This window comes from Empedobacter sp. UBA5036 (genome assembly GCF_002415215.1).
GTDB classification, from domain to species: Bacteria; Bacteroidota; Bacteroidia; order Flavobacteriales; family Weeksellaceae; genus Empedobacter; species Empedobacter falsenii_B.
On sequence record NZ_DICC01000054.1, the window covers coordinates 40,841 to 65,293 of the forward strand.

A 24,453-nucleotide genomic window follows, 5' to 3' on the forward strand; every position below is an offset into this window, starting at 1 on the left:
TTATTTTTTTTAGTCATTATCTTGTAAATACCAAAGTTTCTTCGGTAGAAAGGTTCTCATCAAAACGATAACCATCCACGTCAAATGCTTTCACTTGATCCAAAGTTTCAACTTTATTTTCTGCACAATAACGCGCCATTGCACCACGAGCATGTTTAAAATACATCATGATTTTTTTCAATTCACCGTTTTTGTAATCTTGAAACTCTACATCAATCATCGGAACTTTTAACGATTTTTTATCCAAAACTTTAGCATATTCATTACTTGCTAAATTTAAGATAAATTCTCCTTTTTTTAGTTTCGAATTTAGAAAAGGTGTCAAAATTTCTTTCCAAAAACCATACAAATTTTTCGAACCATGAACATCTAATTTCGAACCCATTTCCAAGCGATACAACATTACTTTATCCGAAGGACGCAACATTCCATAAAGCCCAGATAACAAAAATGCATGTTTATTGAAATAATCAAGTGCTTCGTCGTTTAACGTCTCAGCATTCAAACCTCTATACACTTCACCTTTGAAAGCTAAAGCTGCTGGAATAGCTTGTTTCGCAGTAGGTTTAACATTCCAAACCTGATTACGCTCCACATTCATTTCTGCAATATCTTTCGAAATTTTCATTAATTTTTCAAGATCAGTTGTACTCATCTCTTTCATAACATCCATAATTTTTTGCGAATGTTCTAAAAATTGAGGTGTTGTTGCTCTCCATTTAGCATTCGTTTCCAAATTCATCATCTTCGCTGGCGAAAGTAATATTTTCATGTATCAAAAAATCTTAATTAATAAAAAAAGTATTCTGTTAGAATAAAATCTAATTCAACTCTTCTTTAACAAAGATAAGAATTGTTTGCTTTAGAAAAAGTGTAATTATATTGATTAAAAATATTCACAGATTATAAATAACTATTAATTAATATCAAAAAGGATTTAATTAAATTTTCGGTTTTCTTCGTCAATCATTTTTTCGAAATCTGACTGACTTATCTGTTTTCCTTTGGTTGATTTATTTATTGTTCTCTATACTATAAACTTAATCTTTATCTACTCCTTGGCTATTCATTTCTTGTTGTTTCTTAAAAAAAGCATCCATTTCTGCTTTATACGTTTTGAAATCAACAATTTTCCCTTTCTTTGGTTGATTTATTGTTACATTTTTCTTAGCTTCTTTTACAGATGTTGCATTATAAGTAATAACCATATCAGCATCGTCGTTCGTTTTTCTTTCTAATTCTAAAATCAAACCAGGTAATCCCATATACTTATCAGGTCCCGAAGGAAAAGACAAAGAAGTAGCAAACCAAGCTGTAAACTCTTCTTTATTGATTTTTGCAGTTGCTTTACGAACATCAAAGCCTAAGACTTTTCTCTTGTCGCGCGTTATAGTCCAATTAATTTTAGGAATAGAATCTTTGATAATTCGATCCATCCCAAAGCCAACCGATTCGTGCATATAAAAGTTTTCAAGTAAGTTTTAGTAATATAATCCATTTCCTTGATTACTACTGTAGCTTACTGAATTTCCACTATTTAGTGTTGGTTTTTGATTATAATTAGAAGCCGTTTTATTTGTTATTAAAATATAAGGTTTAGGAATTTTCATTTGTTCAGTAAAGTATCTAATCGTTTCATCTCTACTTAATTTTCGGTTGTCAATTGTAACTGAACCTTGAGTTTTACTTGCGTCATATACTGTATATACATCATATTCTACCTCTAAAACATCTTGCGCATTTGCAAAATAACATAAGCTGCTTAATACAATCAATAATAATTTTTTCATAATTTTTATTTAGGTTAATCTTTATCTACACCTTGGTGTTCATTCGAACTTTGTTGGTTATAATCAGCTTTCAGCTTTTCAAATTCGGCTTTAGAAATTTCCTTAGCCTTGAATAATTTCTTAAATTCTAAATGATCTTTTGTTGTAACAGAAGTTGCTTTCAAAGAATAAGATGGATCAATAATTCCATTTCGAATAGATTCTATTTTTAATACCAGACCTGGAAGATTAATAAATTCTTTTGGACCAAAACGTTTGGGTAAACTTGGTGCGTACCAAATGATTGATTTATTATTGTCATTATATTTTACAACTGCTTGTTTAACATCAAAACCCAAATAAGTCGATTTTTCTTGCGTTAATTCGTATTTATAATGTGTCGAAATGGTATCAGTTACAAGGTATTTTTTATTCTCTATCATCCATTCTTGTTTCATTTTATTTTGATTGAAATCTTGTTCAAAATTATACGAAAAAATACCATACATCGTAACTAACGCATTCCCTTGAGAATTATTAATTTTCTCAATCTTAGAAAAAACACTTTTTCCTTTTTCTATTTGTAGTACATAATTTTTTGGAACAGAAAGTGCTTTTATAAAATCATCACCCAATTTTTCTTCCTTTCCATCCTTCCCAAAAAGACGAGGAATAGAAACCTCCTCGTATTCAATTTCTAATGCATCTTGTGCTTGTAACACAATAGAAAAAAGGCTTATAAAAATTACTAAATATTTCATTCAAAATTATTTTTTATCCACTCCTATTGAAAAAGATTCTCTCATTTTTTGACGAGATTCATCTTGCAATTTTTTAAAATCTTCTTGTGTTATTTCTTCACCTTTCATAGGTTTAGTTTTAGACATTTTCTTAGGATTTAAGGTAATTTTATCCGCTTCATAAGTCATAATCGAACCAAATTTACCACCCGTTTCGCTCACCGTTTTCAGAATCAAACCTGGCAATCCATTCACTTGATTTGGTCCTGCATCAACCTTAATATCTGGTGCAAACCAAGCTGCTATTTGCTTGCCTTTATCATTACCAATAGCTTTTTTTACTTTGTGACCCAAAATCGTATCTTCAATATCTGTAATTTTCCATTCATAGTCTTTATATGGCGTAACCACAATAAAATTCTGTTTATCTAAAACGACTTCTTGACGAAACTCTTTCTTACTTGTTTCATTAATCAAAGCTTTATATTCTCCTCCAATATTAATTGAAAAAGCCCCCATAGAGCTACCATTTTGATCATTATTAATGGTTTCTATTTTTTTGTAAACGGACTGATGATCACTATATTCTAATTGATAATAAATATTTGGAGACCCTCCAATTTTTATTGTACCTCCTCCTTTTTGTGCTTGCTCTCTTTCAAACTCCTTTATTTTTTCTTCATCATGCTTTATATCATATTTATAATCGACAATAAGCTTTTCTTGCCCAAAACCAAAATTCGAAAAAAGTAAAAATCCAGCTAGTAATAATTGTTTCATTATATTGTAGTTTTTAATTAATACTCTAAAATAATTTTTATTTTTTAATTCTACAACAATAGAATGCGTAATTAACACAACATTGTGAAAAGAAAAAAAATCCAACTTAGGCTGGATTTTTTTTCTAAAAATTAAAATAAGTTTCTAAATTACCTCAAAATGTTTCAGTGCATTCCATATTCCGTGATTATCTGCAGAAGTTGTATAATAATCAGCCGCTTCACGAACATTCTCTTTCGCATCGCCCATTGCTACGCCTATTTTACAACCTTTCAACATACTAATATCGTTACCACCATCACCAAAAGCCATTGTTTTAGTTAAATCTAAATTATCGCGTTCAGCCATTCGCTCTATTCCACGCATTTTACTAATATTTTTCGGATTTATATCAGCAAAATATTCTATCCAACGTGTTCCTACACTGTTTGTCAACACATTTTTCATCAAATAATCTTCTTGTTCTTCGTTCACAAAAAAATTCATTTGCATAATATTATCTTTCGGCAAAGTTCGAGGATCAACCACTTCTGGAAGTTCCATTCCAAAATAAGCAAACGATTTTTCTACATTCTCATTCACACGATTGATACTAAACGCTTCTTTCGTCATATACGAAAATGAGAAAGGATTTTCATCATCATATTGTAACAAAGCCTCTATATCATTAGGGTTGATGTAATCTACAAAAAATGATTGACGGTTTTCGTCGGAGCACATTCCTCCATTATTATTGATGTAACCATCAAAACCATAATCAAAAATATGCTCAGGCATATCCACCATATTTCGTCCTGTTGCGATGTATATTTTTTTGTTTTTTTGTTTCAATAATTTCAACGCTTCGATTGTCGAATCACTGATTTCATGGTTTTCAAAACCTTGTAATGTTCCGTCAAAATCGAAGAAAAAAGAATCTATCATACTTTAGTTTTATCTTTTACAAAATTAAAAAAGCAACCTTTGTTTGGTTGCTTTTGCTGTTTATTTTAATGCTAATTTAATAATTTCTATTGCTTTATTGGTATCTTCTTCGGAAATATTGAGATGAGGACGCATTCGCACCGAGTTTTCACCACAAGGAAGAATAATCATATGATTTTCGAAACATGTTTTGATGAATTCTGAACGATCCAAATCTGATGAAAAATCAAACGCAATGAACAATCCTAATCCACGAATCGAATGAATTTTCTTCGTTTCTTTTGCGATTTCATTCAATTTTGATAAAATATATTTTCCTTTCTCTTCCGCATTTTCAACTAATTTTTCTTGTTCAATCACTTCTAAAATTAATTTGAAACGCAACATATCGATATAATTTCCACCAAAAGTCGAATTAATACGGCTTGATTCCTTGAAAACATTATTCGGAATTTGATCTAACTTTTCTTTATTCGCTAAAATTCCACAAACTTGTGTTTTCTTTCCAAACGAAATCACATCAGGAATCACATCATAATGCTGAAAAGCCCACATTTTACCAGTCATTCCCATTCCTGTTTGTACCTCATCAAAAATCAATAAAATCTCTTCTCTATCACAAATTTCTCTCAATTTCTGAAAGAATTCTTTTCGAAAATAATTATCTCCTCCTTCACCTTGAATCGGCTCAATAATAATACAAGCAACTTTATTTTTGCGTGTTTCTAAAGCATTTTCAATTTGTTCAATCGCACGTTTTTCAGCCTCAACAACCTTGCATAAATTATCTTCTGTAACAGGATAAATTCGTTTTGGATTTTCAATTCTTGGCCAATCAAACTTTGGAAAATATTCGTATTTACGAGGATCTTTCGTATTCGTTAGCGATAATGTATAACCAGAACGCCCATGAAAAGCTTGTTTAAAATGAATAACATCACTTGCTTCTTTCTCAATTCCTCTCGAAAAGTTTAATCTTGTTTTCCAATCAAAAGCCGTTTTCAATGCATTTTCTACTGCCAATGTTCCACCAGAAATAAAAAATAAATATTGCAATTCTTTCGGCATCGCTACACGCTCAAATGTATCAATTAAATCGGCGTAATCTTTTGTATAAATGTCTGACATCGCAGGTTTATTGACTGCATTTCGACCTAAAAAATCTATTTTCGCCATCAAATGTGGATGATTATAACCAATCGCAGTCGAAGCAAACATTGAAAATAAATCCAAATATTCAATGCCATTTTCGTCTACAACATAGGATCCATGCGACTTATCCATATCCATTACAATCGGATATCCATCTGCCAATATATGTTTTGCTAATCTTTCGTGTACTGTACTCATCTCTGTAAATTTTTAAAAATCAAACTTAATTCCTTGCGCCAATGGCACTTCTGTCGAATAATTAATTGTATTCGTTTGTCGTCGCATATACGCTTTCCAAGCATCCGAACCTGACTCACGCCCACCTCCAGTTTCCTTTTCTCCACCGAAAGCGCCGCCAATTTCAGCTCCAGAAGTTCCGATATTTACATTTGCAATTCCACAATCAGAGCCTTGCTGACTCAAGAATAATTCAGCTTCACGAAGATTATTTGTCATAATAGAAGACGATAAACCTTGTGCCACATTATTCTGAATTTCAATTGCATTTAACACATCTCCAAAATATTTGATTAAATATAAAATTGGAGCAAAAGTTTCATGTTGAACAATATCAAAATGATTCTCAACCTCAGCAATAACAGGCTTTACATAGCAACCGCTTTCAAAACCATTTCCTTCTAAAATTCCTCCTTCAACGATAATCTTTCCTCCTTCTTCATTAATTTTTTCTAATGCTTTTGAATACATTTCAACCGCATGTTTATCAATCAACGGTCCAACATGATTTGCTATATCCAACGGATTACCTATTTTTATCTGTTTGTAAGCATTTACTAACGATTCTTTTACTTTATCATAAATCGATTCATGAACAATCAAACGCCTTGTTGTTGTACAACGCTGTCCAGCCGTACCAACTGCACCAAAAACAGCCGAAGTCAACATAATTTTTAGATCAGCATCTGGTGTAACAATAATCGCATTATTTCCACCTAATTCTAAAATTGTTTTACCCAAACGAGCTGCAACAACTTTATTCACTTCAATTCCCATTCGCGTAGAACCTGTTGCAGAAACCAAAGCCACACGGGAATCTTGTGCAATCAATTCTCCAATTGTTTTATCGCCCATCACCAAAGAAGAAACTCCTTCTGAAATATTATTTGCTTTTAAAACTTCTGCTAAAATATGCTGACATGCAACTGCACATAAAGGCGTTTTTTCACTTGGTTTCCAAACAACAACATCACCGCAAACCATCGCTAAACACGTATTCCAAGACCAAACAGCAACTGGAAAGTTGAAGGCAGAAATAACGCCGACAACTCCAAGCGGATGATATTGATCGTACATGCGATGCAAAGGTCTTTCCGAATGAATTGTCGAACCATATAATTGACGCGATAATCCAACTGCAAAATCACAGATGTCAATCATTTCTTGCACTTCACCCAAACCTTCTTGATAGGATTTTCCCATTTCGTACGAAACCAATTTTCCCAAGGAAGCTTTTTTCTCACGAAGTTTATCTCCAAATTGACGCACAATTTCTCCACGTTTCGGAGCAGGAAGCATTCGCCATTCTTTGAAAGCAACTTGTGCCTCTTTTATCACTTCTTCATAATCATCTTTTGTTGATGATTTTACTTTTCCAATCAATTTTCCATCTACTGGCGAGTAAGAAGAAAGCTCTTCACCTTTTCCAAACCAAGTATTTCCTGTTGATGTTCCAAGATTTTCGGAAGAAATACCTAATTCTTTTAATTCGTTTTCTATCATTTTTTTGTGTTATTTTGTGTTTTTAACTTTTACCTAAATTAGTCAAAAGTTTCATAAATTAAAATTTTTAATAAATATTATTCAGAATAATTTTTAATTTAATGAATAATCGTTAGATTTAATAAAATAAAACCGCATAAAATGAATTCAACTACAGATTATTTTAAGATTGATGATTTATTAACCGAAGAACATAAATTAATTCGTCAATCTGTTCGAGATTTTGTGGATAACGAAATAAAACCTGTGATAGATGATGCCGCGCAACATCATAAAGATATTCCAGATTTAATGAAAAAATTAGGTGCAATTGGTGCTTTAGGACCTTATATTCCTGAAGAATATGGAGGTGCAGGCTTGGATCAAATGTCGTACGGATTAATCATGCAAGAATTAGAACGCGGCGATTCGGCTGTTCGTTCTGCTGCATCAGTACAATCTTCGTTAGTGATGTATCCAATTTTTTCTTTTGGATCAGAAGAACAAAAACGCAAATATTTACCAAAATTAGCTTCAGGAGAATTCGTTGGAAGTTTTGGATTAACTGAACCAAATCATGGTTCAAATCCAGGCGGAATGGAAACTCGTTTAACAAAAAATGGTGATCATTATATCTTAAATGGAGCAAAAATGTGGATTACAAATTCACCAATTTGTGATATTGCAGTTGTTTGGGCAAGAGATGAAGAAGGAAAAATTCGTGGTGTAATTGTAGAACGCGGTATGCAAGGTTTTACAACACCAGAAACTTTGAATAAATGGTCATTAAGAGCTTCAAAAACAGGTGAATTAGTTTTCGAAAATGTGAAGATTGAAGAATCTCAAATTTTACCAGAAGTGAGTAGTTTACGCGGACCATTATCTTGTTTAAATTCTGCTAGATACGGAATTTCTTGGGGTGTAATTGGTGCTGCAATTGATTGTTACGAATCAGCTTTAAAATATTCATTAGAACGAACACAATTTGGAAAACCGATTGCTTCTTATCAATTACAGCAGAAAAAATTAGCTGAATTTATTACAGAAATAACGAAAGCTCAGTTGTTATGTTGGCGATTAGGAACACTGAAAAACGAAAATAAAGCAACGCCTGAACAAATATCAATGGCAAAACGAAATAATGTAAAAATGGCTATCGATATTGCGAGAGAGTCACGACAAATCATTGGTGCAATGGGAATTGTAGGCGATTTCCCTATGATGCGACATGCTGCAAATCTTGAGTCTGTAATCACTTACGAAGGAACACATGATGTCCATTTACTAATAACTGGCGCAGATGTGACAGGAATTAATGCTTTTGTGTAAGATATTTTTCCATACAATCAGATAATTTTATAGGTTTACAATTCGTTTGTAAACCTTTTTTATTTTATCACACATGAAATTGAAATCAATTCTACTTATTATTTTTTGTATTCAGGCTATTATTCTTGATGCGCAGGAAACCTACAAAATTACGTATGAACGCTTTTCGAATGGAAAAAAAGTCGAAGAAAATAACCCCATACAAGTTATTGCTAATACAAAAGAAACAGTTATTGGAAAGCAACAAAGTTTTAGTTATTCATCAAATTATCCTGATGAAATGTTTTATTATACCAAAACAAATCCATCAATTATTTCCTTGATTACACAATTTGATCCGACTAATTCTATCATTACAAATGATTCGGTTGCGTTTAATAAATCTGTTTTCACAATTTCTAAAGAAACGAAACGAATTTTAGGTTTACGTTGTAAAAAGGCGACGACAAATATCAATTCGAATACAATAGACGTTTGGTTTGTTGACAATATGGATTTGAATGCCTCACCAACAATGGTTGGAATGAATTTGGGGTTTGTTTTAGAACTTACTCGAAATAATAATTCAACCATTCGAGCTTCAAAAATAGAACGTGAAAAAGATTTGATTCCAAGTCAATTTATTCAAAAAGAATTGCATCAAAATCGAGTTGATTTATTGACATATAAAGATATTATTTGGAAAAGTAAATTTGTCGATATTCCGCTTTTATCACATCAACAAGTTAATTTTAGTAAAGATTTTTCGTCAAATGATTCAATTTATCGCTTTGCAAATGGAACTGTTGTAATTCGAAAAATTAAAATTCCTCAAATTAAAGTAGGAAGCCAAGTTTTCTTAAATGTTTCGCAACAATCAAATGGTGATGCTTACGATAGAACAGGTTCTGTATTTTTGATTCCACGTGATTCTAAAATTACATTTATGGATGGTTTACAAAAAGGAATCAATCAATTACCAATTTATACATCAGCAAATAATAAAAAATATCAAGGTTATTTTTTAACTGAAAATTATTCACCAACGATAGAATTAATGCGATTTTTCACACCTTTTGGAATCAAAAAATTCAATCATATTCAATTAAAAAATCAAACTTGGGAAACCGAAGCAAAATATCGTCAAGAAATCACAGAATTCCAAGGTTTATTATCTAATCAAGAGGTTTTAATCGGTTTCTTTATTGGAAATTATGATCAAGGCGGACATATTATTTCTGCCAATATTTCTGTTCATCCATCAGGTTCTACAACAATGCCAATTAAAAAGGCTTTACCAATTTTCAACACTGCAAATGTGATGGAAATGGCTGGACAAGAATACCCTACTTTATTCGAAAATCCGAATGGTTTTACGGTAGAATTCACGCTGAAAGAAGATTACAACAATGCTAAATTAAGATTTACAACAACTGGACATGGCGGTTGGGAAAATGGAGATGAGTTTGTTCCAAAAGAAAATAGTATTTTTCTTGATGGACAAAAAGTATTTAATATAGTTCCTTGGAGACAAGATTGTGGTTCGTATCGCGCTTATAATCCTGCTTCTGGTAATTTTGATAATGGTTTATCATCATCAGATTATAGCCGTTCTAATTGGTGTCCTGGAACAATCACAAATCCATACTTCATAGATTTAGGCAATTTAAAAGCCGGAAAACATAGTATACAAGTAAAAATACCGCAAGGAAAACCTGAAGGAAATAGTTTCAGTTATTGGAATGTTTCTGGTGTTCTTTTAGGAGAATAGTTTTTTTTAGAGCAAAAAGATTTATTAAACGTCTTTTTGCTCTATTTTTTTATGATTTATCAAAACCGTTAACCAATCTACAATACAATATCTTGATAAACTTGCTCTTTAATAGATTCATTCAATATTTCATGTCTCAAGTTTGGATATAATTTTATTGAAACTTTTTCAAAACCATTTTGCTCTAAATCTTTATACGATTGCAAAACTCCTTTACCAAAATCACCAATTGGATCATCTGCTCCACTCACAAAATAAATAGGTAAAGATTGCGGTATAGCTTTTGTCCAATTCTTTTTTGTTGCTTGTATATTTAAATTAATCAAAGTATAAAAACCATTAACAGTGAAAGGTATTCCACAAAGAGGATCTTTCAGAAAATTTAAACGATTTAACTCATCTAAACTAAGCCAATTAGTTTCATAAAAATTTTCTTCATTTTTAAAATATTTATTATTTGATTTTAAAAAAATAATATTAAGTAATTTACTTCTTTTATGAGGAATCAATTTATTTAGAAGACTTAAAAAACTACTCAATAATTTAATTCCAGGAATTCTACCTCCTGTTCCCATAATTATAGCACCATCAAAATGATTTCCATATTCTTGAAGTAGGCAACGTGTTATAAACGATCCCATTGAATGCCCCAAAATAAAATGTGGTAATAAAGGATATTGATCTTCTAACCATTTTACCATAATTTTAGTATTTTCAATCAGTTTTTCTGTTGGACTATCTAAACTAAAAAAACTATAATCTTCTTCTATTTTCGCTGTTTTTCCATGTCCTAAATGATCATATAACAAAACTAGAATTCCTTTGTCCGTCAAATACTTTGCAAAATTCTCATATCGCCCACTATGTTCTTGCATACCATGGACAATTATCAGTGTTGCTTTAATCTCATCTTCTGGAAGAATTACTCTATAATAAATATTTTCTAGTATTGACATTTTTATTAAGATTTAATTATTAATTTACAGTTTTACTCATTCAAAATCAATATTTTTTATAAATAAACCATTGACTTTTTCAACAAATTTCAAGCTAATAAATAAGATCTAAAATTTCTAATTTTTACAACTAAAAAAACGAGGTAAAATAAAAATTAACCTCGTTTTTTTTATGATGTACGATAATTTTACTTTTTAGTTTTAATTGTATTCTTATAGATCTGTCCATCTTTAATAATCACTAAAAAATTTTTATCAGGATTAGCAATTAATGATAAATCTTTCAACGGATTTCCATCAACCAAAATCAAATCGGCTAAAGCTTGTTCTTCAACAACGCCTAATTTCCCTGGATATGGACTTCTTAAACCAGATAATTGCAACAATGGTACATGCCTATACGCCGAGAGCTATGCAACGTGCTGTGGAAGCAGGAGTGAAGTCAATTGAGCATGGTCAAATGTTAGATGAAGAAACATTAAAAATTCTTGCCAAAAAAGGAGTTTGGTTAAGCCTTCAAAATTTGATGGATAATAATGAAAACATGGACGAGCAGCGAAAAGAAAAACGTAAACCAGTTTTGGATGGTCAAGATAAAGTTTGGCCTTTAGCAAAAAAACTTGGTGTGAAGCTTGCATGGGGAACGGATTTCTTGTTTGAACCTGAGTTGAATGATGATCAAAATAGTTACATATTACGTCTTCAAAAATGGTTTACAAATGCCGAAATTTTAAAGATGGTTACGCAAGATAATGGAGAATTACATACGTTCCCCAATCTTCAGCAGCATCAACTGCAGCTTTCATTTCGTCAAAAGTATATTGTGTAACATCAATCGGATCATAAGCAGAAGACGTTCCTCCACCTGCCATTAATTTGATTTGACTCGCACCAAAACGTAAATTCTCTCTTGTTGCAGTCAAAACTTCATCTCTTCCATCAGCAATAAAAGTAGCTCCTAATTCCTCTGCACGAGATGCTTTACCAAAAAAACGACGCGAACGTTCATCAGGAGTTCTAAAATCTCCGTGACCAGCTGTTTGACTAATCGTTGCACCCGAAGGCCAAATTCTAGGCCCTGCAACTTTACCTTTATCGATGGCTAATTTCAAGGGAAAAATTGGCCCACCAGCATCACGAACACTCGTAAAACCACGCATCAACATTTTGTGGGAAGCTTCGCCAACCTTATTCATTAACATTTCTTCGGACATATCTGGCGACATCATTTGCGCCATCGTCAATGAACCAAATACCATGTGTACATGAACATCTATCAAACCTGGCATCAACGTTTTTCCTCCTCCATTAATTTTTACAACGTCTTGATTAGGTGAAGAAATTTTTGCAGAACTAATTTTTTCAATTTTTTGCCCAGAAACCAAAACATTCATCGGCGATGTTAATGCTTGAGTTTGATGATCTAAAATTCTAACATTTTCAATTAAAATCTGTTTTGTTTGAGCAAAAGTAAAAGTGGTAGCGAGAAAAAAAAGTGCTATTATCGACTTTATTTTCATAATTTATTGTTTAATTGCCCTAAAGATACGTTGAATGCGTGTAATTTGAGGATAAAGTTTAAATTAAAAATATATTCATTTAAATCATTCAAACAAAAACCCAAATTTACTTTTTATTAAAAGAAAATACTATATTTGTTGACAACCAAAAGGTTTTAACTTAATTTTCCTTGGTGATAAAGATTTTTAACTGTTTTGAATTAAATAGACAAAATCTTGTTTTACGGCTTATCTTCTTCCGACTATAATCGTTTTTTAAGGAATAAAATTTAATAAAAAATTAGCAATCAATACACCTTTTCTACCCAAATAATCGGATAGAATTTTGTAAATTTGTAACCAATACATTAGAAAATTTAATGGAATATAATACACTTCGTTCGCAATTGATTATTCCAGAATATGGTCGTCATATTCAAGAAATGGTAAATCATTGTAAAACAATAACAGACGAAACAGAACGCAACGGATTTGCCGAAATTATAATTGAAGTAATGGGAGAATTAAATCCTCACTTGCGCGATGTACCAGATTTTCAACATAAACTTTGGGATCAACTTTTTATCATGGCAGAATTTGATTTGGATGTAAAATCTCCTTATCCAATTCCGACAAAAAAAGATACGGTAAATAGTAAACCAAATAAAGTAGAATATCCAAAAAGCATCTATAAATACAGATATTACGGAAATAATATTCGTAAAATGATTGATGTTGCTGTAACGTGGGCAGAAGGTGAAAAACGCGAAGGTTTGTACTTTGCGATTGCCAATCACATGAAAAAATGTTATTTACTTTGGAATAAAGATACAGTTGACGATCAAGTTATTTTTAATCATTTGTACGAATTATCTGATGGTAAAATTGATTTGAGAAAAGTTGATGATCATTTGGTTTCACCTGATCGTTTGAATTCGAATAATAATCATTCAAACAACAATCAAAACAATAGAAGTTACCAAAACAATAATCGTAATCATCAAAATAACAACAATCGAAATAATAACCAAAATTCGAATAATCGTCAAAACAACAATAACCGAAATAATCAAAATAACAACAATCGAAACCAAAACGTTCGAAACAATAAAGGTTAAATCAAAACTATTTAATACAACTAAATGGCTACATTTCAAATAAAGGGAGGGAAACCTTTGAAAGGAGAAATTACTCCGCAAGGTGCTAAAAATGAAGTACTACAAATTTTATGTGCGGTTTTATTAACCAATGAACAAGTTCGTGTTAAAAATATTCCAGATATCCGAGATGTCAATCGTTTGATTGAAATTTTGGGTGATTTAGGCGTAAAAACACAAAAAAATGGAAAAGGAGATTTCACTTTTCAAGCTGACGAATTACGATTAGATTATTTAAAAGGAAAACAATTTCGCAAAGATGGTGCTGCCTTACGTGGATCGATCATGTTAATGGGACCACTTTTAGCTCGTTTCGGAGAAGCTTTTATGCCAAAACCAGGAGGAGATAAAATTGGACGTCGTCGTTTAGATACGCACTTCGAAGGTTTCTTTGCTTTAGGAGCAAAATATCGTTTCAATCCTGACGAAGATTTCTACGGTGTAGAAGTGGACGAAAAAGGATTACAAGGTTCTTATATGTTATTAGAAGAAGCTTCTGTAACTGGAACTGCAAATATTATTATGGCTGCAGTTTTAGCGAAAGGAACAACAACCATTTACAACGCTGCATGTGAGCCTTACATTCAACAATTATGTAAAATGTTGAACAGAATGGGTGCTAAAATTTCTGGAATTTCTTCGAATCTTTTAACGATTGAAGGAGTTGAGAAATTAGGCGGAACTGAACATACATGTTTACCAGATATGATCGAAATTGGATCTTGGATTGGTTTAGCAGCCATGACAAAATCTGAATTAACAATCAAAAATGTTTCCTGGGAAAATTTAGGTGTTATTCCAGATGTTTTCAGAAAATTAGGAATCAAATTAGAACGTCGCGATGACGATATTTATATTCCAGCTCAAGAACATTACGAAATCGAGCGTTTTATTGACGGTTCTATTTTAACTATTTCTGATGCGCCATGGCCAGGATTTACGCCAGATTTATTGTCAATTATTTTGGTAATTGCAACACAGGCAAAAGGAAGTGTTTTGATCCACCAAAAAATGTTCGAGTCTCGTTTATTCTTCGTGGATAAATTAATTGATATGGGAGCGCAAATTATTTTATGTGATCCACATCGCGCAACTGTTATTGGTCTTAATCACGAAACTCCTTTAAAAGGAGCCGAATTAACTTCTCCAGATATTCGTGCTGGTATGTCTTTATTGATAGCTGCCCTTTCTGCAAAAGGAAAAACTGTTATTCATAATATCGATCAAATTGACCGTGGTTATGAAGATATCGATGTACGTTTACGTGCTATTGGAGCTGATATAATTAGAGCTTAAAAAATAAAAAATGCAATCTATTATTGAGTTTATCACTAATTTTGTTCAACGCCCAGACAAGGTATTAATGGACATTATCAATAATTACGGTTATTGGATATATGCTATTTTATTCTTGATAATTTTTGCTGAAACAGGCTTAATTATCATGTCATTTTTAATGCCTTTTTTACCTGGAGATGCACTAATCTTTTCGATTGGAATGATTGCAGCAAGCGATGATCAAAACCATTTGCATATCGAATATATTATTCCATTACTGATGGTTGCAGCAATTCTTGGTGATAACGTAAATTATTATGTTGGACGAAAATTTGGTGGCTGGATTTTAGGACGAAAAGACTCGTGGTTTCTTAAAAAGAAACATATCGAAAAAGCAACAGAATTTTTTAACGAAAATGGTAAAAAAGCAATTATTATCGCTCGTTTTATGCCTGTTGTTCGTACAATAATTCCATTTATTTGCGGTGTTACAAACCTTAATTATCGCACATTTATTACCTATAGTTTTATAGGCGCGGTACTTTGGGTTGGTGTTATTTCTCTTTTGGGACACACATTAGGTCAGTTTGACATTGTAAAAAATAATTTAGAGAAATTCATTTTCGGAATTATATTATTGGCGAATATGCCGTTGATTATCCGAATTGTGAAAGCTCAATTCAATAAAAATAAAACAGAAGAATGAGACAATTTGGATTAATCGGAAGAAATATTTCCTATTCATTTTCTAAATCTTATTTTGCTGAAAAATTTAAAAACGAAAACATTGTAGACGCTGTCTACAATGTTTTTGATTTACAGCAAATCGATGAAGTAGAAAAAGTATTCGAAACCGAAGGTTTAGTGGGCTTTAATGTTACAATTCCTTACAAACAAGAAATCATTCCATTTTTGGACGAATTATCACCAGAAGCTAAAGCAATTGGTGCGGTTAATACAGTTTTGATACAAGATGGAAAACGAATCGGGCATAATACAGATTGTTATGGTTTTCATCATTCGATAGAACCTATTTTAGAACCTCATCATAAAAAAGCATTGGTGTTAGGAAATGGAGGTGCTGCAAAAGCGGTTTTTTATATTCTTGATTTATTGAAAATTGAATATAAAATAGTTTCAAGAACAAAAACTGAAAATCATTATTCATATGATGAATTAAATAAAGAAATCATTCATAATCATCAAATTATTGTGAATTGTTCGCCAGCTGGTACTTTTCCAAATACTGAAATCGCTCCACTTCTACCCTACCAATTTATCAACGAAAATCATTTATTGTACGACTTGATTTACAATCCACCATTGACAAAATTTTTAGAAAATGGTCAACAAAATGGAGCCAAAATAAAAAATGGTCACGAAATGTTGGTTCTACAAGCCGAAAAAGCTTGGGAAATTTGGAATAATCGTACAAAATAGACTTGATATTGTCCTCAAATTTTATTAGATTTGAGAAACAAAACTTAATTTCTTATGAATACTGAAATGGATAACCTGCAAAATGCAGACGGAGAACAATTACCTAAACCTGCAAATACAAACGACTCTAACACGGAATCTTACAAAACGGTAGAGTTAACGAACCAAGAAAAAATAAGCGATATTTCGTTCAAAGATTACGAAAAATTTAGTTTTGATGTTTTGATTAACGAAGCAAAAAATCTATTAAGCAAATATGATGTTCAAGAGATTCGCGAGCATTTTAATCAAATTCGTGATGCATTCAAAACTAAATTAGAAGAAGATGAAGCTGCAAAAAAAGAAGCTTTCTTAAGTGAAGGTGGTGATGAATTAGATTTTAAATACGAAACATCTTTTAGAGCAAAATTTAACGCTGTTTACAACGATTTTAAAAATCAATTAGCAGTTTTTCATAAAGAAAACGAAAAAAAGGAATCTGATAATTTAAAGGAACGTTTAGAAATTATTGACGAATTGAAAGCCTTGTATCAAGAACCAAGTGATTCTTCGGCGGCAATGTTCAAGAAATTTCGTGAGTTAAAAACTCGTTGGCACAATGCAGGAAGAATTCCGAGCAAAAATGCTGAAAATGTATTCAAAAATTATTTTTTCCACTTAGATAATTTCTACACATATTTGGATATGAATAAGGAATTGCAAACATTGGATTATGCACATAATCTGGAAGTTCGTCAATCGATTATTAAACGTGCAGAAGAATTAATTGGAGAGCAAAACGTGCAAAAAGCTTTGAATGAATTGCAATATTTGCATCGTTTATGGAAAGAAGAAGCCGTCCCTGTACAAGAAGATTTGCGCGAACCAACGTGGCAAAAATTCAAAGAATTAACAAATAAAATTCATGACCGTAAAGGGGAATTGAATGAAAAAATAAAACAAGAGCAAAAAGATAATTTAGAAAAGAAGAATCAAATTATCGCTCGTATCAAAGAAATTTCTGAGCAAGCAACAACAAAATCGCATGGCGATTGGCAAAAAGCTATTTCTGAAATAAACTCTTTGCGTGAGAACTTTATCACAATTGGACGTGTTCCGAAAGATAAAAATTCTGCAACTTGGGAAGCTTTCAAAGAAGTGACAAGACAATTTAATCACATCAAAAATGATTTCTATAAAAATCTAAAATCAGAGCAACAACTGAATCTTGAAAAGAAATTGGCTTTGTTAGAAATTGCAAAACAACATACGGAAAGCACGGATTGGAATGCTTCTGTACAAGTGATTAAAAAAATCCAAAATGATTGGAAAAAAATTGGACATGTTCCAAGAAAAAATTCAGACAAAATCTGGAAAGAATTCAAAGATACATGTAATCAATTCTTTGATCGTTACAAAAAACGTCACGAACAAGCGAATCAAAAAATGGAACAAAATTTAGAAAAGAAACAAGCTTTCTTAGACGATTTCAAAAATCAAACGATTTCTGAAAACAAAGAAGAGGCGTTGAAACAACTAGAAGAAATCCAACATAATTGGACAAGTTTAGGAAAAGTTCCATCAGAAAAAACTTCAATCAATCAAGAATTTACAGATGTTTACCACAAAAAATTAGATGCTTTAAATCTTTCTAAAAATGAATTGAACGATTATAAGTTGAAATCATTTGTCAATAAAGTAAAATCTGGAAATAATGGAAATTTATTGGATGACGAGATTAGAAAAACACGTAAAATAATTGAGGATTTAGAAAAAGAAATCAATCAATTGGATAATAATGTACATTTCTTTTCGAATGCAAATGAGAATAATCCTTTATTAAAAGACGTTTACAAACAAATTGACGATAAACGTAAAAAATTAATTGAAGCAGAAATCAAACTGAAAACATTATTCAATATTGATTTTAATGCATAATTTTTAGGCATGACACAACAATCTATCGATGAGCAATATATGGCTCGTTGTATACAAATTGCAACAAACGGGTTAGGAACAACATATCCTAATCCGTTTGTTGGTTCTATTATTGTACATAACAACAAAATTATAGGCGAAGGTTTTACGTCAGAATATGGCGGACCGCACGCCGAAGTGAACGCTATTAATTCGGTTAAAAATCAAGAATTATTAAAAGAATCTACGTTATATGTTACGTTAGAGCCTTGTTCGCATCACGGAAAAACGCCTCCTTGTGCGGATTTGATTATAGAAAAAGAAATTCCAAAAGTCATAATTGGAACTTTAGATCCTTTTGCGAAAGTAAATGGGCAAGGTTATTTACGTTTGTTGAAAAATGGTGTTGATGTAACGCTTGGTGTTTTGGAAAAAGAATGTATCAAACTCAATAAGCGTTTTATAACATTTCATCAGAAAAAACGTCCATATATTATCTTAAAATGGGCGCAAACAGAAGACGGATACATGGGGCGTGATGATGTACAATTGTGGATTACAAACCAATATACAAAACAGTTAGTACATAAATGGCGAACGGAAGAACAAGCTATTTTGGTTGGAAAAAACACCGCTTTGATTGATAATCCACAACTTAACACACGATTATGGAAAGGAAATAATCCGTTGAGAATTGCGATTGACAAAAACTTAGCGATTCCGAGAAGTTTCCATTTGTTTGATCAAACACAACCTACTGTAATTTTCAATTCGATTGAAAATTGTTCTGAAGAAAATTTAGAACTTGTTCAATTAGATTTTACGCAAAAAATATTGCCACAAGTGATGGATTATTTATACGAAAACAATGTTCAATCCTTAATTATTGAAGGTGGAAGTGATACCATACGACATTTTATTGATGCTGATTTGTGGGATGAAGCACGAATTTTGAGCTCGGATACTATTTGGAATGAAGGAATTTTAGCTCCTCGACTGAAAGGAACACGAACTGAAAAACATCGTTTTCTGAATGATGAATTAAATATTTTCGAAAATAGAATAGAAATTGAAGAGCCTTAGATTTTAAGGTTCTTTTTTTATTTATGATTTATTTGAATTTATTAAAATTTTCGTTTAATAATTATTTCAGAAAATTTATTCTTCTCAAATTCTATGTTATTTATTGATTCAACAAGAAAACTCATTTTATAAAATTTATTTTGTAGCTTAAATATTAATTTCCCACCAACATTATCAATTTTATAATTAAAAATATTTTGTTTTTTTGTTACATAGCAAAATGATGGTTCATTACAATTTTGGCAATCAATTAAATTTACTTTATTATTTTTCAAAAATCTAAATTCTATTGTACGACGAAATTGAAATTTAGATTTTCCAATTGAACTATTATAAATCTTCAGATTTTCAGTTTTGTAAAACATACTATCTTGATTATCTGTAATAATTCTATAATTATAATCTATCATTGAATTATTAATGATCCTTTTAAATTCCTTCTTTGAAATACTCTGGCAAAAAGAATACTCGAACACATTAGTATGAATAAAAATAAATAAGCTTTCATTTATATTAAATTTTTTCATCATTCATAAATATAAAACCTTTTTTCTTTAAAAGTACTATTTAAACTATCTTTGCGCTACTTTTCAATACAACATGACGGACAATTATCGTACAATCGAGAAAGCGGTGGAAGATGTAATTTTCAAAGAATTGGGTAGTAAGTTTATTAATTTTGCTTATCCAATTGAAAATGAAGATGACATCAAAATTTATTTGGATCAATTACGCGAAATTCATCCCGATGCAAATCATCATTGTTACGCGTACGCTCTTGGTATAGATGGTAAAAATCATCGTGCAAATGATGACGGTGAGCCAAATGGTTCGGCTGGTTTACCAATTTATAATCAAATTTTATCAAGCGAAATCACCAATGTTTTAATTGTTTCTGTACGTTATTTTGGTGGAACAAAATTAGGAATTCCTGGTTTGGTAAAAGCCTATAAATATGCGGCACAAGTTGTGTTAGAAGAAGCAAATATTGTAGAAAAATTTGTTTCAAAACGTGTGAAAATGGTTTTTAACTATGATCAACAAGGAATTGTAGAACGCAATGTCTATCGGATTTCTGGAGAAATTAAAGACAAACATTTTTCTGATAAATGTATGTTTACAATTTCAGTAAGAGAAAGTAAATTGGAAGAATTTATTCGCATGTTTGACGAATATTATCAAATGGAAATTAAAATTATTGACTAATGCTAAATAGCTTAACTTCTTTACGTTTTTTCTTTGCTTTTGTCGTTTTCTTAAGCCATTTAACGTTTGTAAAAACTGATTTAGCTTGGTATAATTATCTAAAAAATAACGTCTTTTTCGAAGGTTATCTTGGTGTTGGTTTTTTCTTTATTTTAAGCGGATTTGTTATAGCGCTTAATTACGAAAAGAAAGTCATCGACAATCCAAATTTTGATAAAAAGAAGTTTTATATCGCGCGAATTGCTCGAATTTATCCACTTCATGTCCTAACCTTTTGTGTCATGTTACCATTTGTTATCATCAATGTTTGGCAAGGTTATTTTCATTGGGATATTGCAGGTGCGAACTTATTTTTATTGCAATCTTATATTCCGGTAAAAGATTTTTATTTCTCTATTAATAACGTTTCCTGGAGTATTTCGACCGAATTATTTTTCTATTTGATGTTTCCTTTTTATGTGATTTGGTTGCATAAATTCCCGAAACTGAAATATATTTTATTACTAATTATTCCGATTATTATTTTTGCAGAACCTTATTTCAGAACAAATATGAAATTGGAAAAAGCGATTTTTTACATCAATCCAATTGTTCGCAGTTTCGATTTTATTTTAGGAATTATTACCTGTCAAATCTATAAAAAGATAAAAGATACGCCTATCAATTTTTCGAGAGGAACTTTAATAGAAATCGCTGCAATTGCTGTTTTGGCAATCTTTTTCTACTTCCACAATGATGTTGCGAGAGCTTTTCGTTACGGAATTTATTATTGGATTCCGATGGTTGGAATTGTCCTAATTTTTGCTTTACAAAAAGGTTTCTTTTCGAGAATTCTTCAACATAAAACATTGGTTTATTTAGGTGAAATTAGTTTTGCATTTTATATGATTCATATGATTGTGATAAAATATGGAAATCAATATTTACCGAAAATCAATGATTTTCAGAAAATTGGAATTTATTTCGTAATTGCTTTAATTTTAAGTGCATTAACGTTTGAATATTTTGAGAAACCCGTTGCGAAGTGGATCAAAGATAAAGTGAAGTAGTAGCGAGTATTTCTAAAAAATTAATTCAAATAGTTGATTATAACTGAGATTGTGACAATAATAATTGAAACAACAATCAAAATATCTAAGTAATTTATTTTTTTTGAACCAAAATTTGTAGTTCGTTTGCGTTTTCGTGAATACACTATTTCTTTGTTCATTTTTTAAAAGAAAATAAGCCGCGAGTTACCACGACTTATTTGTCAAATAATTAATAGTACATTATATAGTTAAAAGTTCTTAGTAATCCTATTACTGGTACTTGTAGCAACTTCCTGTTTTCTTTGCCGATTTACCTGTCATTTTATCAGATAATAGTAGAATAAATGGACATCTAACTTCTGCAGCTTGTTGTTTTAAAACTTTTTCTGCACGCTCATCTTTTCCATTTCCAGTTCTGAAGTTAATCATACCTGTTTTAGATTTTAAATCATCTCCTTTTTTCAAACCTGCAACCAAAGATTTATCTTCCAAAATAATCACTTTCCCCCAATCTTTATCGTCAGTAATTTCAATTTTATCAGAAACATCCTCAATACGAGTGCTTTTCCCGTAAAATACTTTATTAACAGAATATTTACTCAAAGACTGTATAGCATCTTCTCCATCATACGTATATTCTACTGTAAATTCTCCCACACGCTTAATCTGACCTTCGATAATCTCACCAGAATGTTTGTAAATTTTATCTACTTGTCCAAATGCTAGCGAAGCCATAAGACCTAACCCTAAAATAAAAATGTTTTTCATTGTTAATTGTTTTAAATATTGACTTAATTTTAATTGATTTCTAAAATACTTTCAGTTTCGTTGATTGTAATTATGGTTTTTAGAGGACTAGATTCCAGTAAACCATAATTTTCTTTTAGATTGGTGGTCGGTTTTTTCAATAAATAAATCAATTAATTGATCAATTGATTCTTGATAAATTTTCTTTTTTGTAGAGTTCTTAACTAAAGAGATATAATACGTCTTATAGTTTTTCTTAATTGGAGCTTCTTTTTCTATTTCTTCTGCAATATTTTTAAAGAAACTTGTTCTATTTTCAGAATTTTTGACCACAATACGCTTTATATTTTTCCCTTCAGTTTCAACCTCAATATTCAACGTATATGGTTCAATTTTTACTGAATTGTACATTACTTTTTGGTTTCCAAAATTATCTTCAATAGATGTAGAAGAAACCTTATAAAAATCCTCTAACTCATTTACACGATTTCCAATAAATTGTTTTAAATTTTTGTAATCCAAATTTTGAGAGAAACCTAAACTACACAACAGTAGTAATAAAGTAGATAAAATAATCTTCATTTTTAATAAATAATTAGCTATTAACACCAGATTTATGTGCTAAATAAATTCTTTGCAAATTTTAGGATTCAGTACTTAAATTCCTATTTTTGCAGGAGTAGTTATGAGGTAGTTTAACGATTACTACCTACAGGTAGTTGAATTACTTTACTAAATATCAGTTATATAATAAAAATGAATAACAAAACACTTTTTATATTCTTTACTCTATTTTTTACCCAGGTAGGGACAGGAAACACTATAAATTCCGAAATTCTAAAGAAAAAAATTTCATCTTATAATGAAATTGGTTCATTTGATAAATCAATTATCAAATTGGATAGTATTATACATTCTAAAAACGTAACGAATTACGATTTATATAATTTGTATTTGTTAAAATATCTTACGTATAAAACATTATTAAATTATCCAGAAGCAGAAGAAAATTTAAACGTTGCTGAAAAATATGGTTTAAAGAGTTCGAAATATAAAGTCGAAGTTGAGACAAGAGTTTTAATTGAACGAATCTTCATCCAATTTGATTATTTAAAATATGATAAGGTTAAGGAATTGCTTCAAAAAGTAAATAAATCTAATTTAAAATATTTGGATGCAGAAACTTATGGCTTTTATATTTCTGTTTTAGGCACAATGAATAGTTTAAATAAAAATTATATTCAGGCAGAAAAAGATTATTTGGAAGGTATAGAAATTTTGAAGCAAAAATCTCCCAAACATTTACCTAATATTTATAGAAAGCTTTTACACTTATATACAGAAACAAAGGACAATAAGAAGGCTTTAGAAGCTTTTAACAAAGGTTTGTATTATGCAAAACATTATAGTATAAAACTTTATATTTTGAATATGTATGAATCTCTTACTTAGTATTATGCGCAGAATGAAGATTGGGAAAAAGCATACAAAACAAGATTAATTGTAAATGATCTTGCAACTGATTATGATGCAATTAATCAAAGTGGAAAATTACAAAATTTAGAACGAGAAATTATTAATAAACGAAATGATTTAGAAGTTCGAAATCAAAAAAATATCCGATTATTTCTAGTTATTATTTCTACAATTCTAATCATATTATTAATTGTTCTTTATAAATTCTACAAGATAAACATCGAAAAAAGAAAACTTGTTGAAAATGAAAATGAACGGATGAGAAATAAACTTTCTGATTTGATTAATCATTCGAATAACGCAAATCAAGTTGAAAAGAAAATCATTTTAAGTGATTATAATCTTTCGGAAAGACAACTGGATATCATCGAATTAGTGAAGAAAGGATTTACAAATAAAGAAATTGCAACTGAACTCTATATTTCTGAGAATACCGTGAAATATCATTTAAAGGTTATTTACAATACTTTGGGAATAGAAAGTCGTAATTCGTTGTAAATAAAGGCAATATCCAAAAAACT

27 protein-coding genes are annotated in these 24,453 nt (G+C 30.7%); 13 read left to right on the top strand and 14 right to left on the bottom strand.

Features of this window, described 5'->3' with window-relative positions; all coding sequences use genetic code 11:
• Positions 1–16: 16 nt before the first annotated feature.
• From yaaA to B4J88_RS10015, 8 genes are all read right to left on the bottom strand, one after another.
• A complete protein-coding gene (yaaA, locus tag B4J88_RS09980) occupies positions 17–772 on the bottom strand; it encodes a peroxide stress protein YaaA (RefSeq protein ID WP_038336050.1) in 756 nt (251 codons plus the stop codon).
• Between the two features lie 268 nt (positions 773–1,040).
• The gene (locus B4J88_RS09985) at positions 1,041–1,460 is read right to left on the bottom strand and encodes a GLPGLI family protein (RefSeq protein ID WP_291067515.1); all 420 of its coding nucleotides are present in this window, start codon (positions 1,458–1,460) and stop codon (positions 1,041–1,043) included.
• A 21-nt stretch (positions 1,461–1,481) separates the two neighbouring features.
• The gene (locus tag B4J88_RS09990) at positions 1,482–1,790 is read right to left on the bottom strand and encodes a hypothetical protein (RefSeq protein ID WP_291067517.1); all 309 of its coding nucleotides are present in this window, start codon (positions 1,788–1,790) and stop codon (positions 1,482–1,484) included.
• A 14-nt stretch (positions 1,791–1,804) separates the two neighbouring features.
• Positions 1,805–2,530 (bottom strand): GLPGLI family protein, encoded by a 726-nt coding sequence (locus tag B4J88_RS09995; protein ID WP_291048960.1) that lies wholly within the window; start codon positions 2,528–2,530, stop codon positions 1,805–1,807.
• Between the two features lie 6 nt (positions 2,531–2,536).
• Positions 2,537–3,289, bottom strand: a complete 753-nt coding sequence (locus B4J88_RS10000; protein ID WP_291048962.1) for a GLPGLI family protein — start codon at positions 3,287–3,289, stop codon at positions 2,537–2,539.
• 144 nt (positions 3,290–3,433) lie between these two features.
• Entirely contained in the window at positions 3,434–4,213 is a 780-nt protein-coding gene (locus B4J88_RS10005; protein ID WP_291048964.1) for an HAD family hydrolase, read from the bottom strand.
• Positions 4,214–4,273: 60 nt separating this feature from the next.
• Positions 4,274–5,563 carry an L-lysine 6-transaminase gene (lat, locus tag B4J88_RS10010; protein ID WP_291052399.1) on the bottom strand — a complete coding sequence of 430 codons (1,290 nt, stop codon included), beginning with the start codon at positions 5,561–5,563 and terminating at the stop codon, positions 4,274–4,276.
• 12 nt (positions 5,564–5,575) lie between these two features.
• Entirely contained in the window at positions 5,576–7,105 is a 1,530-nt protein-coding gene (locus B4J88_RS10015) for an aldehyde dehydrogenase family protein (protein ID WP_291067519.1), read from the bottom strand.
• Positions 7,106–7,246: 141 nt separating this feature from the next.
• Here B4J88_RS10015 and B4J88_RS10020 point away from each other — a divergent pair, with 141 nt between their 5' ends.
• Complete coding sequence (locus B4J88_RS10020) at positions 7,247–8,413, top strand: acyl-CoA dehydrogenase family protein (RefSeq protein ID WP_115000948.1); 1,167 nt, start codon at positions 7,247–7,249, stop codon at positions 8,411–8,413.
• A gap of 73 nt (positions 8,414–8,486) precedes the next feature.
• The gene (locus tag B4J88_RS10025; RefSeq protein WP_219034907.1) at positions 8,487–10,163 is read left to right on the top strand and encodes a PNGase F N-terminal domain-containing protein; all 1,677 of its coding nucleotides are present in this window, start codon (positions 8,487–8,489) and stop codon (positions 10,161–10,163) included.
• A gap of 77 nt (positions 10,164–10,240) precedes the next feature.
• Here B4J88_RS10025 and B4J88_RS10030 read toward each other — a convergent pair whose 3' ends face one another.
• Entirely contained in the window at positions 10,241–11,119 is an 879-nt protein-coding gene (locus B4J88_RS10030) for an alpha/beta fold hydrolase (protein ID WP_291052404.1), read from the bottom strand.
• A 188-nt stretch (positions 11,120–11,307) separates the two neighbouring features.
• Entirely contained in the window at positions 11,308–11,505 is a 198-nt protein-coding gene (locus tag B4J88_RS10035; protein ID WP_286495762.1) for a hypothetical protein, read from the bottom strand.
• Between B4J88_RS10035 and B4J88_RS10040 the strand changes: the two genes are divergently transcribed.
• Positions 11,505–11,948, top strand: coding sequence for a hypothetical protein (locus tag B4J88_RS10040; RefSeq protein ID WP_291067521.1), 444 nt, complete (start codon positions 11,505–11,507; stop codon positions 11,946–11,948). The genes B4J88_RS10035 and B4J88_RS10040 overlap by 1 nt on opposite strands.
• Here B4J88_RS10040 and B4J88_RS10045 read toward each other — a convergent pair.
• Positions 11,860–12,639 (bottom strand): amidohydrolase family protein, encoded by a 780-nt coding sequence (locus B4J88_RS10045; protein WP_286495760.1) that lies wholly within the window; start codon positions 12,637–12,639, stop codon positions 11,860–11,862. The genes B4J88_RS10040 and B4J88_RS10045 overlap by 89 nt on opposite strands.
• A 359-nt stretch (positions 12,640–12,998) precedes the next feature.
• Between B4J88_RS10045 and B4J88_RS10050 the strand changes: the two genes are divergently transcribed.
• The 6 genes from B4J88_RS10050 to ribD are packed head-to-tail and all read left to right on the top strand — an operon-like array spanning position 12,999 to position 19,472.
• A complete protein-coding gene (locus B4J88_RS10050) occupies positions 12,999–13,736 on the top strand; it encodes a DUF4290 domain-containing protein (RefSeq protein WP_125349823.1) in 738 nt (245 codons plus the stop codon).
• Positions 13,737–13,760: 24 nt separating this feature from the next.
• Positions 13,761–15,071 carry a UDP-N-acetylglucosamine 1-carboxyvinyltransferase gene (gene murA / locus B4J88_RS10055; RefSeq protein WP_280062341.1) on the top strand — a complete coding sequence of 437 codons (1,311 nt, stop codon included), beginning with the start codon at positions 13,761–13,763 and terminating at the stop codon, positions 15,069–15,071.
• 10 nt (positions 15,072–15,081) lie between these two features.
• Complete coding sequence (locus tag B4J88_RS10060; protein WP_219034902.1) at positions 15,082–15,759, top strand: VTT domain-containing protein; 678 nt, start codon at positions 15,082–15,084, stop codon at positions 15,757–15,759.
• Positions 15,756–16,493, top strand: a complete 738-nt coding sequence (locus B4J88_RS10065; protein WP_219034901.1) for a shikimate dehydrogenase family protein — start codon at positions 15,756–15,758, stop codon at positions 16,491–16,493. The genes B4J88_RS10060 and B4J88_RS10065 overlap by 4 nt, the downstream gene beginning before the upstream one ends.
• A gap of 54 nt (positions 16,494–16,547) precedes the next feature.
• Positions 16,548–18,410 (top strand): DUF349 domain-containing protein, encoded by a 1,863-nt coding sequence (locus B4J88_RS10070; protein ID WP_286495758.1) that lies wholly within the window; start codon positions 16,548–16,550, stop codon positions 18,408–18,410.
• Between the two features lie 9 nt (positions 18,411–18,419).
• On the top strand, positions 18,420–19,472 hold the full coding sequence (gene ribD / locus B4J88_RS10075; RefSeq protein WP_219034899.1) for a bifunctional diaminohydroxyphosphoribosylaminopyrimidine deaminase/5-amino-6-(5-phosphoribosylamino)uracil reductase RibD: 1,053 nt from the start codon (positions 18,420–18,422) through the stop codon (positions 19,470–19,472).
• A gap of 41 nt (positions 19,473–19,513) precedes the next feature.
• Here ribD and B4J88_RS10080 read toward each other — a convergent pair whose 3' ends face one another.
• Entirely contained in the window at positions 19,514–19,999 is a 486-nt protein-coding gene (locus B4J88_RS10080; RefSeq protein ID WP_291052412.1) for a hypothetical protein, read from the bottom strand.
• Positions 20,000–20,072: 73 nt separating this feature from the next.
• Here B4J88_RS10080 and B4J88_RS10085 point away from each other — a divergent pair, with 73 nt between their 5' ends.
• Positions 20,073–20,678: an IMPACT family protein gene (locus B4J88_RS10085; RefSeq protein ID WP_219034897.1), complete on the top strand. Its 606-nt coding sequence runs from the start codon at positions 20,073–20,075 to the stop codon at positions 20,676–20,678.
• Positions 20,678–21,727, top strand: a complete 1,050-nt coding sequence (locus B4J88_RS10090; protein ID WP_219034896.1) for an acyltransferase family protein — start codon at positions 20,678–20,680, stop codon at positions 21,725–21,727. Before B4J88_RS10085 ends, B4J88_RS10090 begins: the two co-directional genes overlap by 1 nt.
• Before the next feature lie 252 nt (positions 21,728–21,979).
• On the opposite strand, the gene B4J88_RS10095 is transcribed toward B4J88_RS10090, so the two are convergent.
• Positions 21,980–22,477: a hypothetical protein gene (locus B4J88_RS10095; protein ID WP_244957947.1), complete on the bottom strand. Its 498-nt coding sequence runs from the start codon at positions 22,475–22,477 to the stop codon at positions 21,980–21,982.
• An 87-nt stretch (positions 22,478–22,564) separates the two neighbouring features.
• Positions 22,565–23,038: a hypothetical protein gene (locus B4J88_RS10100; RefSeq protein ID WP_291067526.1), complete on the bottom strand. Its 474-nt coding sequence runs from the start codon at positions 23,036–23,038 to the stop codon at positions 22,565–22,567.
• Between the two features lie 174 nt (positions 23,039–23,212).
• On the opposite strand from B4J88_RS10100, the gene B4J88_RS10105 reads away from it, so the two are divergent.
• The gene (locus B4J88_RS10105) at positions 23,213–23,908 is read left to right on the top strand and encodes a hypothetical protein (RefSeq protein ID WP_291048991.1); all 696 of its coding nucleotides are present in this window, start codon (positions 23,213–23,215) and stop codon (positions 23,906–23,908) included.
• A 282-nt stretch (positions 23,909–24,190) separates the two neighbouring features.
• Positions 24,191–24,430, top strand: coding sequence for a helix-turn-helix transcriptional regulator (locus tag B4J88_RS10110; RefSeq protein WP_219035088.1), 240 nt, complete (start codon positions 24,191–24,193; stop codon positions 24,428–24,430).
• The last annotated feature ends 23 nt before the right edge of the window (positions 24,431–24,453 follow it).